Annotated in this window: 15 protein-coding genes and 1 pseudogene; 4 read left to right on the top strand and 12 right to left on the bottom strand. The window is 70.8% G+C overall.

The features are described 5' to 3' along the window. Positions 1–39: 39 nt before the first annotated feature. Positions 40–165: a hypothetical protein gene (locus tag RIN75_RS02090; RefSeq protein ID WP_309110004.1), complete on the top strand. Its 126-nt coding sequence runs from the start codon at positions 40–42 to the stop codon at positions 163–165. On the opposite strand, the gene RIN75_RS02095 is transcribed toward RIN75_RS02090, so the two are convergent. From RIN75_RS02095 to RIN75_RS02105, 3 genes are all read right to left on the bottom strand, one after another. Continuing rightward, positions 162–1,154, bottom strand: a complete 993-nt coding sequence (locus RIN75_RS02095; RefSeq protein WP_309110005.1) for a YdcF family protein — start codon at positions 1,152–1,154, stop codon at positions 162–164. The two genes, RIN75_RS02090 and RIN75_RS02095, sit on opposite strands and share 4 nt — an antisense overlap. Positions 1,155–1,178: 24 nt before the next feature. Then, positions 1,179–1,925: a metalloregulator ArsR/SmtB family transcription factor gene (locus tag RIN75_RS02100; protein WP_309110006.1), complete on the bottom strand. Its 747-nt coding sequence runs from the start codon at positions 1,923–1,925 to the stop codon at positions 1,179–1,181. A gap of 72 nt (positions 1,926–1,997) precedes the next feature. Next, the gene (locus RIN75_RS02105) at positions 1,998–2,630 is read right to left on the bottom strand and encodes a GNAT family N-acetyltransferase (protein ID WP_309110007.1); all 633 of its coding nucleotides are present in this window, start codon (positions 2,628–2,630) and stop codon (positions 1,998–2,000) included. A gap of 145 nt (positions 2,631–2,775) precedes the next feature. Here RIN75_RS02105 and RIN75_RS02110 point away from each other — a divergent pair, with 145 nt between their 5' ends. Further along, positions 2,776–4,092 carry a PLP-dependent aminotransferase family protein gene (locus tag RIN75_RS02110; protein ID WP_309110008.1) on the top strand — a complete coding sequence of 439 codons (1,317 nt, stop codon included), beginning with the start codon at positions 2,776–2,778 and terminating at the stop codon, positions 4,090–4,092. Between the two features lie 12 nt (positions 4,093–4,104). After that, positions 4,105–5,049, top strand: a complete 945-nt coding sequence (locus tag RIN75_RS02115; RefSeq protein ID WP_309110009.1) for a D-alanine--D-alanine ligase — start codon at positions 4,105–4,107, stop codon at positions 5,047–5,049. Positions 5,050–5,131: 82 nt separating this feature from the next. On the opposite strand, the gene RIN75_RS02120 is transcribed toward RIN75_RS02115, so the two are convergent. The 4 genes from RIN75_RS02120 to RIN75_RS02135 all read right to left on the bottom strand — a co-directional run bounded on the left by RIN75_RS02120 (position 5,132) and on the right by RIN75_RS02135 (position 8,436). Then, on the bottom strand, positions 5,132–6,109 hold the full coding sequence (locus RIN75_RS02120) for a ParB/RepB/Spo0J family partition protein (protein WP_309110010.1): 978 nt from the start codon (positions 6,107–6,109) through the stop codon (positions 5,132–5,134). Further along, positions 6,106–7,005, bottom strand: coding sequence for a ParA family protein (locus RIN75_RS02125; protein WP_309110425.1), 900 nt, complete (start codon positions 7,003–7,005; stop codon positions 6,106–6,108). The genes RIN75_RS02120 and RIN75_RS02125 overlap by 4 nt, the downstream gene beginning before the upstream one ends. A 116-nt stretch (positions 7,006–7,121) precedes the next feature. Then, positions 7,122–7,817, bottom strand: a complete 696-nt coding sequence (gene rsmG / locus RIN75_RS02130; protein WP_309110011.1) for a 16S rRNA (guanine(527)-N(7))-methyltransferase RsmG — start codon at positions 7,815–7,817, stop codon at positions 7,122–7,124. A 160-nt stretch (positions 7,818–7,977) separates the two neighbouring features. Further along, the gene (locus tag RIN75_RS02135) at positions 7,978–8,436 is read right to left on the bottom strand and encodes an NUDIX hydrolase (protein WP_309110012.1); all 459 of its coding nucleotides are present in this window, start codon (positions 8,434–8,436) and stop codon (positions 7,978–7,980) included. Between the two features lie 205 nt (positions 8,437–8,641). On the opposite strand from RIN75_RS02135, the pseudogene RIN75_RS02140 reads away from it, so the two are divergent. Next, positions 8,642–8,965 (top strand): annotated as a pseudogene (locus RIN75_RS02140) (hypothetical protein); the annotation flags it as partial. A gap of 756 nt (positions 8,966–9,721) precedes the next feature. Here the strand turns inward: RIN75_RS02140 and RIN75_RS02145 are convergent. The 5 genes from RIN75_RS02145 to rpmH are packed head-to-tail and all read right to left on the bottom strand — an operon-like array spanning position 9,722 to position 12,133. Beyond that, positions 9,722–10,267, bottom strand: coding sequence for a R3H domain-containing nucleic acid-binding protein (locus RIN75_RS02145; protein ID WP_309110013.1), 546 nt, complete (start codon positions 10,265–10,267; stop codon positions 9,722–9,724). Positions 10,268–10,285: 18 nt separating this feature from the next. Further along, on the bottom strand, positions 10,286–11,290 hold the full coding sequence (yidC, locus tag RIN75_RS02150) for a membrane protein insertase YidC (protein WP_309110014.1): 1,005 nt from the start codon (positions 11,288–11,290) through the stop codon (positions 10,286–10,288). A 3-nt stretch (positions 11,291–11,293) separates the two neighbouring features. After that, on the bottom strand, positions 11,294–11,566 hold the full coding sequence (yidD, locus tag RIN75_RS02155; protein WP_309110015.1) for a membrane protein insertion efficiency factor YidD: 273 nt from the start codon (positions 11,564–11,566) through the stop codon (positions 11,294–11,296). Beyond that, the gene (gene rnpA / locus RIN75_RS02160; RefSeq protein WP_309110016.1) at positions 11,563–11,976 is read right to left on the bottom strand and encodes a ribonuclease P protein component; all 414 of its coding nucleotides are present in this window, start codon (positions 11,974–11,976) and stop codon (positions 11,563–11,565) included. The genes yidD and rnpA overlap by 4 nt, the downstream gene beginning before the upstream one ends. Positions 11,977–11,989: 13 nt before the next feature. After that, positions 11,990–12,133: a 50S ribosomal protein L34 gene (gene rpmH / locus RIN75_RS02165; protein WP_033428178.1), complete on the bottom strand. Its 144-nt coding sequence runs from the start codon at positions 12,131–12,133 to the stop codon at positions 11,990–11,992. Between the last annotated feature and the right edge of the window lie 138 nt (positions 12,134–12,271).

Here is a 12,271-nt window from a genome sequence, read left to right on the forward strand (position 1 = left end):
GGCGAACACCGCTCGATCCTCGACCCGGTCGAACTGTCGATGGTCGTCGCCGACCGCGACCGCGAGGAGGCCCGACCCGCGCCGAACATCGGCGGGAGCCTGCTCCCGGTCGCGGCGGTGTTCGGCCCCAACGCCTCCGGCGAGGAGGCGCTGCTTGCGGGCTAGTAGAGCAGGAGCAGGTAGAGGCTGACCAGCAACCCGCCGGCCAGGGTGTGGGCCACCGGGTTGCGGGTCAGGATGGCGACGAATTCGCGCAGGAACGCGCTCGGCAGGAAGTAGAACGCCGTCCGCGACCCGATCACGCCCATCTTCAGCCGCAACCTCCGCGCGATCACCGCCGTGCGGAACACGTGGTAGTTGTTCGTCACCGCCACGGTCCGGCCGCTGTGCCCGGCCGAGTCCAGCACCGCCCGGCTGTACCGCAGGTTCTCCTCGGTCGTGGTCGCCCGGTCCTCCAGCAGCACCGCCTCCGCCGGCACGCCCGCCGCCACCAGCCACCGCTGCATCGCCAGCGCCTCCGAGACGGCCTCGTCCGCCCCCTGACCACCGGAAACGACGATCACCGGCGCACCACCGGCCGCCACCTCCCGCCGGTACAGCTGCGCCGCCCGGTCCAGCCGGGACGCCAGCAGTGGTGGGACGCGGTCGCCGAGCAGGCCCGAGCCGAGCACGACCACGGCGTCGAAGCCCGTCCGGCGGCCGGTCTTGCCGTAGAGCACCGAGTACAGCAGCAGGCTGACGAACAGGAACGCCAGGTACGCCGACACGATCACCAGCGACCCCACCACGGCGTGCACCCACGTCCGCGGGTCGTCCAGGGCCAGCAGGAAGATCACCACCAGCCCGACCACCGCCAGGCCCGCGAGCAGCGACAACAGGTTCCCCAGCGCACGCCCCTCGCGCCGGAGCATCAGCAGCCCGTTCCCGATCAGCGCGATCGGCAGCACCAGCCCGCACCCCAGCACGGCCACCGCGACCGCCCACCCCAGCAGGTCGTCCAGCCACCACGGCAGGTCGTCCTTGGTCAACAGCCACAGCAGGGCCGCGACCAGCGTCAACCCCAGCCACACGGCGTTGGCGACCCGCCGCCGGTCGCGGCGCACCCCCAGCACGAAGAACACGGCCGACACCAGGCCGAAGATCGCGAACACCACGCCGTGAAACCTAGACCGCGCAGGTCACTGCGGCATCTCCCACGGGATGCCGGACAGCGTCCGCCCGGTCTCCAGCAACGACTTCAGGTTCGACAGCACCGCCGCCCACCCGGCCGCCGCCTGGGCGCGCTCGGCCTCGTCGGCCAGGTTCTCGTGGGTCACGGTGAGCCGCACGATGCCCTCGTACGGCTGGATCAGGAACGTGACGGTCGACGACTCCCGCGGGTCCTCCGGGTCCCGCCACGTCGTCACCAGGCGGTGCGGCGGGTCGCTCGCCAGCACCTCGCCCACCACGTCGTCCACGTCCGAGTCGACCCGCCGGTGCGCCCACGTCGACCCGACCTGCCAGTCCGACACGTTCCGGTGCCCCCAGTAGGCCGCGGTCGTGTCCGGGTCGGTGAGGGCCTCCCAGACCTTCTCCGGCGTGCTCTCGATGTACGTCACGTACACGAACTCGGGCTTCATCGCGTTCTCCGCTCGTCGTTTGACCTCGGCGAGCACCCGCAGCCGGGGGCGCTCGAACTTGTCGATCCACCGTTCCTGGATCTCGTGCAGCGGCACCGGGTTGAGGTAGTGCAGCTTCTCCCGGCCCCGGCGGACGGTGCTGACCAGGTTCGCGGCCTCCAGGACGGCCAGGTGCTGGGTGGCGGACTGGCGGGTCATGCCCACGCGTGCGCACAGCTCACCCAGCGTCTGGCCGTTCTCCTCGTGCAACCGGTCCAGCAGGTAGCGCCGGGTCGGGTCGGCGAGGGCCTTGAACACCTTGTCCACGCGGTAAACGTTATGCAGGCAAATACCTGCATGTCAACCCGCGCTGAAGAAACCACAGGTCAGAGCAATGAATCAGACGGGACGGAAGCTGGGCTCGGCCGTCGACACGGTCACGGAGCTGAGCAGCCGCTCCAGCGCCGCCTCCACGTCTTCCTTCCACGAGGACGCGCTGCGCAGCTCCAGCCGCAACCGGGGCCAGCGCGGGTGGGGCCGCACCGTCTTGAACCCGACGCTGGTGAGGAAGTCCGCGGGCGTCACGCACGTCCGCTCGCCCTCGATCGGCTGGGCGTCGCCGAACGCCTCGATCGCCTTCACGCCGCGGCGGGTCAGGTCCTTCGCCACGGTCTGCACGAGCACGCGCCCGAGCCCGCCACCGCGGAACTCCGGCAGCACCTCGAGACCGGTCATCAACACGGCGTCGGGGCTCGCGGGAGAGGTGGGGAAGGCCAACGACCGGGGCACCGCAGCCGGGGGCGCGTAGAACACCGAACCGGCGGGAATCCCATCGCAGTAGATGATGCGACCGCACGAACCCCACTCGAGCAGGACGCTGGAGACCCAGGCCTCCTTCTCGAACTCGGTGTCGCCGAACTCCTCGGCCTGCTCCTTCAGGTGGGGCGCCAGCTCCCAGAACACGCAGGTCCGACTGTGCTTGGAGAGGTGCTCCAGGTTGTCCAGAGTGACGCCCACGACGCGTCGCGACACCCCGACCTCCCAACCCCCGAATGCAACCCCTACGAGGATAGGCGGATGTGACCCCCGCCCGGAAGGCACATGCCCCGAACGGGACGGCGGTTACACTCAGCCGGGAACAAACCCGCCGGTAACCACTACTACCTCGGAGTTCCCCGTGAACCTACCCGGACAGCCCCCGAAGCAGGGTGCCAGAAGCCTCGATCCCCACCTGCGCCGGTACGCGGCGCGCACGGCGGGGATGACGGCCTCGGAGATCCGGGCGCTGTTCGCGGTGGCAAGCAGGCCCGAGGTGGTGTCCCTGGCGGGAGGGATGCCCCACCTGGCGGCACTGCCCCTCGAGTCGCTGTCCGCCGAGGTCGCGGACGTGGTGGCCACGGACGGCCTGGTGGCGCTCCAGTACGGCTCGGCCCAGGGCATCCCGGAGCTGCGCGAGCAGATCTGCGACATCATGGCGCTGGAGGGCATCAACGCCCACCCCGACGACGTCGTGGTCACCGTCGGCTCCCAGATGGGCCTGGACATGGTGACCCGGATCTTCTGCGACCCGGGTGACGTCGTGCTGGCCGAGGGCCCGTCGTACGTGGGCGCGCTCGGCTCGTTCTCCGCCTACCAGGCCAACGTCGTGCACGTGGCCATGGACGCCGACGGCCTGGTGCCCGAGGCGCTGCGCGAGGCCATCCGGGCGGTCGAGCAGGCCGGGCAGCGGGTCAAGTTCCTCTACACGATCCCGAACTTCCACAACCCGGCCGGCGTGACGCTCGCCGTCGAGCGCCGGGCCGAGGTGCTGGAGATCTGCCGGCAGCACGGCATCCTCGTGGTCGAGGACAACCCGTACGGGCTGCTCGGCTTCGACGGCGTCACCTACCCGGCGCTGCGCTCCACCGATCCGGACAACGTGGTCTACCTGGGCTCCTTCTCCAAGACCTTCGCCGCCGGCCTGCGCGTGGGCTGGGTCCTCGCGCCGCACGCGGTGCGCGAGAAGCTGGTCCTGGCGGCCGAGTCGGCCACGCTGTGCCCGCCCACGTTCAACCAGCTCGTCGTGTCGCGGTACCTGTCGACGCACGACTGGAAGGGCCAGATCAAGATCTACCGCGAGGCCTACCGGGAGCGGCGCGACGCGGCCATCGAGGCCCTGGAGCAGCACATGCCGCTTGGCTCCACGTGGAACAAGCCCAACGGCGGGTTCTACGTGTGGCTGACCGTGCCCGAGGGCATCGACACCAAGGCCATGCTGCCCCGTGCCATCACCCAGCGGGTGGCGTACGCGTCCGGCACCGGGTTCTACGCGGACGGGCTGGGCAGCCGCCAGCTGCGCATCTCGTACTGCTACCCGACGCCGGAGCGCATCCGCGAGGGCGTGCGGCGGCTGGCGAACGTGATCAAGGACGAGCTGGAGCTGCACGAGACGTTCGGGCCGTCGACGCCCCGCCCGGTCTCCGGTCCGCAGACCCCCTCGCCCGACACCGCCTGATTAGGAGAGAAGTTGTCCGACCACTGGGTCGCAGTGCTGTCCGGGGGCCTGTCGCACGAGCGGGAGGTGTCCCTGCGATCCGGTCGCAGGCTGTCCGCCGCGCTGCGTTCGGCCGGTCTCGTCGTGGAGGAGTGGGACGCCGACGCCCAACTCCTCACGCGGTTGCGCGAGCACCGGCCGGACGCCGTCGTGGTGGCGCTGCACGGCGGCGAGGGCGAGAACGGGTCGGTGCAGACCGTCCTGGAGATGCTGGACGTGCCGTTCGTCGGCACGGACTCGCGGGCGTGCCGCCGGGCGTGGGACAAGCCGACCGCCAAGGCCGAGCTGGCCCGCGCCGGCCTGTCGACGCCGGACTGGGCCGTGCTGCCGCACGCGACGTTCCGCGAGCTGGGCGCGCAGCCGGTGCTGGACGCGATGGTGGACAAGCTCGGCCTGCCGCTGATGCTCAAGCCCGACCAGGGCGGCTCGGCGCTGGGCGCCCAGGTCGTGCGCGAGGCCGCCGAACTGCCCGCCGCGATGGTGGGGTGCCTGGCGTACGGGGACACCGTGCTGGCGGAGCGGTACGTCGAGGGCGTCGAGGTGGCCGTGGCGGTCGTCGACGGACCGGACGGCCCCCGCGCTCTGCCGCCGGTCGAGATCGTCCCGGAGAGCGGCGTCTACGACTACACCGCCCGCTACACCGCCGGCCTCACCGACTTCCACGCCCCGGCCCGGCTGGACGAGAAGGCGGCCCAGGCGGTCGGCGAACTCGCCGTGGCCGCGCACCGGCTGTTGGGCCTGCGGGACGTCTCGCGCACCGACGCGGTCGTGGCGCCGGACGGGACCGTGTACTTCCTTGAGGTGAACGTGTCGCCGGGTCTGACCGAGACATCGCTCCTGCCGATGGCGGTGGAGGCGGCCGGCCAGTCGCTGGGGGAGATCTACGCGGGCCTCGTGGAGCGCGCGGTCAACCGCTGAACCAACCTCGCAACGTGGTGACGGCCCGTATCCTTTCGGATGCGGGCCGTCATCGTCACCGTGACATAAGTGCCGTGGGTGATCACACGTCCGTCGAACGTGTCCGATTTGTCGCTTCTGGCGCCATGAGGTGGATGATGCGTTCAAGATCATCCACCGACCCGAACTCGACCACGATCCGACCCTTCCGCTGACCCAGTTCGACCTTCACCCGGGTGTCGAAGCTGTCCGACAGCCGCTCCGCCAGCTCCTGCAACCCCGGCGCCTGGATCGGCTTGCGCCGCGCCTGCTTCGCCTTGGCCGGCTCGGCCGACTTCGCCAGCGTCACCGCCTCCTCGGTCGCCCGGACCGACATGCCCTCGGCCACGATCCGGGTCGCCAAGTCCTCCTGCGCACCTGGGTCGTCCAACCCGAGCAACGCCCGCGCGTGCCCGGCCGACAGCACGCCCGCCGCCACCCGCCGCTGCACGGGGAGGGGCAGCTTCAGCAGCCGGATCGTGTTGGTCACGACCGGGCGGCTGCGGCCGATGCGGTCGGCCAGCTCCTCGTGGGTGACGCCGAACTCCTCCAGCAGCTGCTGGTACGCCGCCGCCTCTTCCAACGGGTTGAGCTGGACGCGGTGGATGTTCTCCAGCAGCGCGTCGCGCAGCATCACGTCGTCGGCGGTCTGCCGCACGATCGCCGGGATGGTCTTGAGCCCCGCCAGCTGGGTCGCGCGCCACCGGCGCTCGCCCATCACCAGCTCGTAGGAGTCCGGGCCGATCGACCGGACGACGATCGGCTGCATGAGCCCGAACTCGCGGATCGAGTGCTCCAGCTCGTGCAGCGCGTCCTCGTCGAAGACCTGCCGCGGCTGCTTCGGGTTGGTGCGGATCGAGGTGACCGGCAGCTCCTGGTACACCGCGCCCGCCACCTCACCCGACGCCGACGGGGCGGGGGAGGGCGCAGGGGTGGCGCCGTTCGGCACGGCCCGGATCGGGGTCGGCGCACCCACCGGGGGTCCGCTCGGGATCAGGGCCGCGAGGCCGCGGCCGAGTCCACCCTTGCGCTGCTCCGTCATGCCGACTCCATCTCCGCGCCGCGCTCGGCGATCTCCCTCGCTGCGTCCAGGTAGCTCATCGCGCCCCGTGAGCCGGGATCGTAGGTGAGCACCGTCTGACCGAATCCTGGTGCCTCGGAGACCTTCACGCTGCGCGGGATCACCGTTTTGAGGACCGTGTCGCCGAAGTGGCCGCGCACCTCGCTGGTCACCTGGTCGGCCAGCTTCGTGCGGCCGTCGTACATGGTGAGCAGGATGGTGGACACGCTCAGGGTCGGGTTCAGGTGCGCCTGGACGAGTTCGATGTTGCGCAGGAGCTGCCCCAGGCCCTCCAGCGCGTAGTACTCGCACTGGATCGGGATCAGGACCTCCTGCGCGGCGACCATCGCGTTGACGGTCAGCAGGCCGAGCGACGGCGGGCAGTCGATGAACACGTAGTCCGGGCGGATCGGGTCCAGCGCCTCGGGGCTCAGCGCCTCCTTCAGGCGGGACTCGCGGGCCACCATCGACACCAGTTCGATCTCCGCGCCGGCGAGGTCGATCGTGGCCGGGACGCAGTACAGGTTGGGGGACTGGTTGCTGACCTGGGCGGCCTCGGCGACCGACATCTCACCGATCAGCACCTCGTAGACCGACGGCGTGCCGGAGCGGTGCTCGACGGCCAGGGCGGTGCTCGCGTTGCCCTGCGGGTCGAGGTCGATCACGAGGACCTTGAGGCCGTGGATGGCGAGCGCGGCGGCCAGGTTGACCGTGCTGGTCGTCTTGCCGACGCCGCCCTTCTGGTTCGCCACGGTGAGGACGCGGCGGTGGGTCGGCGGGGGGAGCTGGAGGGAGTCGGGGTGGAGGACGCGCGTGGCGCGTGCCGCCTCTTCCGCGATGGGGGTCCACACGGTGCTGTCTCCTGCGTTGTCGCTCACGGTCGGCTCGGTCGGGGCGGGGCGCAGGACCTCGTCCGCGCCCACCGCGCCCTGTTCTGTTTCACGTGAAACACCGGCAGCTTGGAACACCGGTTGCAGGGGGTCGGGGTACACGGTCACCGATCCTTCCGTGGTCTGGTTGCCGCCTTCACCGGTCGGCGCGCCCCGGCCCGGCGGCTCGTGTCGTCGCGCTCCACCAGCACGACGGTCGTTGGCACTTCGAGGACACCAGCGCCGCAGGTGGTCACGGAGGGCTGGACGCCCCCGGCCCTCCGCACCGCCTCGGCGTCACGTTCGACTTCTTCGGCGGCACTCTCACCCTTGAGCGCCACCAGCCGCCCACCGGGTCGCAGCAGCGGCAGGCACCACCGGGCGAGCCGTTCGAGCGGTGCGACCGCGCGAGCGGTCACGGCGTCACTGCCGGACAGCCGCTCCCGCACCGGCCCCTCCTCGGCTCGCCCGCGCACCACGTCGACGTCGAGCCCGAGCGCGTCCACGACCTCGGTCAGCCACGCCACCCGTCGAGCCATCGGTTCGAGGAGGGTCAGGTCGAGGTCCGGTCGCGCGATCGCCAGGGGGATGCCCGGCAGGCCCGCCCCCGAGCCTACGTCCACCACCCGACTCCCGGCGGGAAACAGCTCCGCCACGACGGCCGAGTTGAGGATGTGGCGGTCCCACAGCCGGTCGACCTCACGCGGCCCGATGAGCCCGCGCTCGACGCCCTGCTCCGCGAGCATCTCCGTGAAGGCGACCGCCTTGGGGTAGTGGTCACCGAAGACCCGCTTCGCGCGGTCTTCCAACTCTCCGGCCATGTCTCCGTCGTTTCACGTGAAACCACACGGCGGGTGTCGAGCCGGGTGGGTGGATGGGGGCGCCCACGGGGGCGTCACGCGCCCCGCAAATGTGCCGACGCCCACTATGACGGATCACCCCGGCGACACGCCAAATCGACGTGACCAGAACGACCGTGTTTCACGTGAAACGAGCAATCCGGCCGTCATCGGGGCGGTTCCGGAACATCTCCAGCCCCACGTCGACCGACTCCACGTGATCGAGTCCGGGGACCTCGTCGAGCGGAAACCACCCGGCCTGGTCGGTCGACCCACCCACTTCGAAGGTCAGCTCGCCGCCGACGACCTCCGCTTCGTAGAGGATCCGGATCCGGTGGTAGTCCACGTCCACACCGTCCCGGTTGAGCGGCCCGTGGACGTTCTGGATGCCGAGCAGCCGACGCACCTCGGCCTTGTACCCGGTCTCCTCGAACACCTCCCGGATGACGGCGTCGTACGGATCCTCCCCGTGGTCCACCCCACCGCCGGGCAGGATCCACATCGGCCGCTCCGGCCCCAGCCACCGCGACAACAGGATCTGGTCCTCACGAACGATGACCGCGTACGCGGCGACACGGAGCTTCCGGATGATCTCAGTCATGCCCGGACCGTTTCACGTGAAACACGACGAGGGGAAGAGCTTTAGATGTTCACCATCCGCCCCGGCCGCCTCAGCACCTCCGCGCACCCCGAGGACGTCGCGGAAGTCGAGGAGTGGACCGCCGCCGGCGTGGACATCGTCGTGTGCGCCCTGACCACCCCGTAGATCGCGGAGCTGTACCTGGAGGACTCCCGCCGCCGCCCGCGACCACCGCCACCTCCCCATCCCGGATTTCGGCGTACCCACGACCCTCGACCCCGAACTCCACCGCCTGGCCGCCGACCTCCGCACCGGCCGCCACATCCTGATCCACTGCTGGGGCGGCATCGGCCGCTCGTCCCTCTTGGCGGCGGCACTGCTCGTCCTCGACGGCGCGAGCCCGGCGGCGGCGTGGCAGGCGATCGTCGAGGCGCGCGGCCGAGAGGTGCCGGAGACCGACGAACAACGCACCTGGCTCGACACCTTCGCCACCCGCCAGTTCCGCGACACCCGGCTGGAGACGTTCAACCACGAGCCACACGAACTTTGAACGACCGCACCACAGCGCAGCCCCCACAGCGCAGCCCCCACAGCGCAGCCCCCACAGCGCAGCCCCCACAGCGCAGCCCCCACCCTCCCGGGGGGCGGCCCTGTTCCAGCCTATCGGCGGCGGGCGGCGGTGGGCGGCTTGGCGGCGCATCTGTGGACAACCTCGGCGCTGTGGACAACGGGCAGCCACCAGCGGGCCGGAGCTGTTCTGCGGATTCGGGTCCATGCTGGTCGCGAGGTCCGGTTCGGAGGAGGCGGCTCAGGCAGGGGAGGCGCTTTCGCTGGAGGCGGCGAGGGATACGGGTCCGGGCGTGGGTGGTCGAACCCCGGCATGGCGTACGGGCCGACCCGCGAGGCGAAATGGGATGCGGCTGCTGACCCGCCAGGCAGCCGTGCCGGGCCAAACGCGAGTGGCGTGACCTCGGGCAGGGCACCCGCCCACGCGAGCGGGTCCGTGGATGTGGTGCTCGCCCGGCACGCGCCGAACCGCGCAGCGCGATCCCGGCGCGGCGCTCGCGCGGTTGGTGGGGCTGCTCAAGGCGGGCAGCTGCTGCGCTCTTCAAATGCGTGCTCGTCGAAGTCCGCTGGCAAAACCGAATCGCCACCCGGACCGGAGCGCTCGTCCGCCAGCACCGGACCCAGGTGAAGGTCTCTGACCAACCCGGGCGCTGGGACGGTCCGATCACCCACCGGCGAGCACACAAAGCGGCCCTCGGTTTCACGTGAAACCGAGGGCCGCTCCCACAACGGGCCGAACTCAGGGCTTGGGCAGCACCACGACCCGGCGCTGCGGCTCCTCGCCCTCGCTCTCGCTGTGCACGCCCGCCACCGCGGCGACGGCGTCGTGCACGACCTTGCGCTCGAACGGCGTCATCGGGTGCAGCCGGACCTTCTCGCCCGACGCCGCCACCTTCTCCGCCGTCGTCCGACCCAGCTCGGCCAGCTCGGCCCGGCGGTTCGCCCGCCAGCCCGCGATGTCCAGCATCAGCCGGCTGCGGACGCCGGTCTCCTGCTGCACCGCCAGTCGGGTCAGCTCCTGCAAGGACTCCAGCACGGTGCCGCGGGGGCCGACCAGCTTCTCCAGGTCGTCACCGCCGTCGATGCTGACGATCGCCCGACCGGCCTCGACGTCGAGGTCGATGTCACCGTCGTAGTCGAGCAGGTCGAGCAGCCTCTCGAGGTAGTCCCCCGCGATGTCGCCCTCCTGGACGAGCAGGTCCTCCGAACTCCCCGACCGCGCCGGCGGGGCCTCGTCGGCCTCCGGTGCCGCGTCCACGTCGGTCGCCTGCAACGTCTCCGACACGATGTCTCCTCTCCAGGGTCAACGACGCTTCTTGTTGCCCTGCTTCTTGCCCGGGGATCGGTCTGGGCTCAGACCGGGGATCTCGGTGGACGGCTTGCCGTTGCCGGCCTGCTCGTCCGACGGCGGGGTGTCCTGCACGGCGGGCTTCTTCGCGGCGCCGGCGGCGGGCTTGGCGCCCGGCTTCGGCTTCGCACCGGGCCGCGGCGCGAGCGCCTGGCGCTTCTCGACGACCGCTTCCTTCTTCGCGGCTTCCTCGCGGTCGATGCGGTGGTACACGACGTACTGCTGGCCGAGGGTCCACATGTTGTTGCTCAGCCAGTACAGCAGGATCGCGATGGGGAAGAAGAGACCACCGACGAGCACACCCAGCGGGAAGATGTACAGCGTCAGCTTGTTCATGATCGCCGTCTGCGGGTTCTCCGCGGCGGCCTGGGTCTGGCGGGCCACCGAGTGCCGCGCGGTGAAGTGCGTGGCGATCGACGCGACGATCATCAGCGGGATGGCGACGTAGAGCACGGACGTCCGCTCGGTCGCGAACTGCTCCAGCTCGTTGCCGGGCATCGTGATGAAGGTCGACAGGTTGACGCCGAACAGCTTGGCGTTGACGAACGACTCGACGCCCTGCGCGTCGAAGAAGTACACCTCGCCCCAGCCGGGCCTGAACGAGCGCAGCACGTGGAACAGGCCGATGAACACCGGGATCTGCACCAGCATCGGCAGGCAGCCGCCCAGCGGGTTCACCCCGTGCTCGGCCTGGAGCTTCTGCATCTCCTGGGCCTGGCGCTGCTTGTCGTTCGGGTACTTCTTCTTGATCTTCTGGATCTCCGGCGCGAACTCCTGCATCTTCCGCATCGAGCGCACCTGGCCGACGAACGGCTTGAACAGCAGCGCGCGCAGCGTGAAGACGAGGAACACCACGGCCAGCGCCCACGCGAACCCGCTCGACTCGCCGAAGACGTGTCCGAACACCCAGTGCCAACACCACAGGATGAAGGACACCGGGTAGTAGATGAAGTTGAGCACTTGCTACTCCTCGGCAGAAACGTCGGGGACCGTGGTTCGCCTCGGCGGAACGGGGTCCAGGCCACCAGGGTGCCAGGGTCCGCAGCGCAGCAGCCGGCGCAGGGCCAGCCAGGAGCCGCGCAGCGGGCCGTGGACGGTCAGCGCCTCCACCGCGTACGTGCTGCAACTCGGGTGGAAACGGCAGGTCGGGGGCAACGCGGGGGAGATGAACCGCCGGTAGAAGTGGATCGGCAGCAGCAGCGCCCGCGTCACGGGGCTCACTCGGGTCCCGGTCATCGCAACAGCCTGCGCAACGCCGCGTCGAAGTCGGCGGCCAGGTCGGCGCTGCTCGCCGTCGCCGCCGGGGCCAACGCCCGCACGACCAGCGAGGAGCCGGGGGGCAGGCCGGGCAGCCGGTCCCGCACCACGTGGCGCAGGCGGCGGCTCACCCGGTGCCGGACCACGGAGTTGCCCACGGCCTTGCTCACGACGAAGCCCACCTTGGACTGCACGTCCGAGGTGGGCTGCGCCGACGTACGTCGCCCGGCCGGGGTGGCGTCCACCACGACCGGGGTGCCTGGTGCAACACCCGGGGAGGTCGGCACGAGGGCGTGCACGACCAGCCGGGGCCGGCCGGCCCGGCGGCCTCGGCGGACCACCAGGCCGAAGTCCTGGCTGCGGGTCAGCCGGTTGGCCGCGGGGAGCACGGCGCTGCGGCGATCAGGCGGAGAGCTGCTTGCGGCCCTTGCTGCGGCGCGCGGCCAGGATGGCGCGACCGGCACGGGTGCGCATACGCAGCCGGAAGCCGTGCGTCTTCGCGCGGCGGCGGTTGTTGGGCTGGAAGGTGCGCTTACCCTTGCTCACGGTCGGACTCCCGTTGCTGAACGTCTGTGGTGGTCCCCGGCCGTCCATAGGGCGCGCCAAGAGCACGCCTCGCAAGCGGAGACCGGTCCAGGGTACGCGGCCCCGGGGGCGGGACCCAAATCGGGGTCCTCGCAGGCA

It is taken from the genome of Saccharothrix sp., assembly GCF_031180885.1.
GTDB lineage: Bacteria > Actinomycetota > Actinomycetes > Mycobacteriales > Pseudonocardiaceae > Actinosynnema.

Coding starts and splice junctions, on each gene's coding strand:
- RIN75_RS02120 (WP_309110010.1), bottom strand. CDS start 6,109: ATGACGGAGCAGCGCAAGGGTGGACTCGGCCGCGGCCTCGCGGCCCTG.
- rsmG (WP_309110011.1), bottom strand. CDS start 7,817: ATGGCCGGAGAGTTGGAAGACCGCGCGAAGCGGGTCTTCGGTGACCAC.
- RIN75_RS02090 (WP_309110004.1), top strand. CDS start 40: ATGGTCGTCGCCGACCGCGACCGCGAGGAGGCCCGACCCGCGCCGAAC.
- yidD (WP_309110015.1), bottom strand. CDS start 11,566: ATGACCGGGACCCGAGTGAGCCCCGTGACGCGGGCGCTGCTGCTGCCG.
- RIN75_RS02135 (WP_309110012.1), bottom strand. CDS start 8,436: ATGACTGAGATCATCCGGAAGCTCCGTGTCGCCGCGTACGCGGTCATC.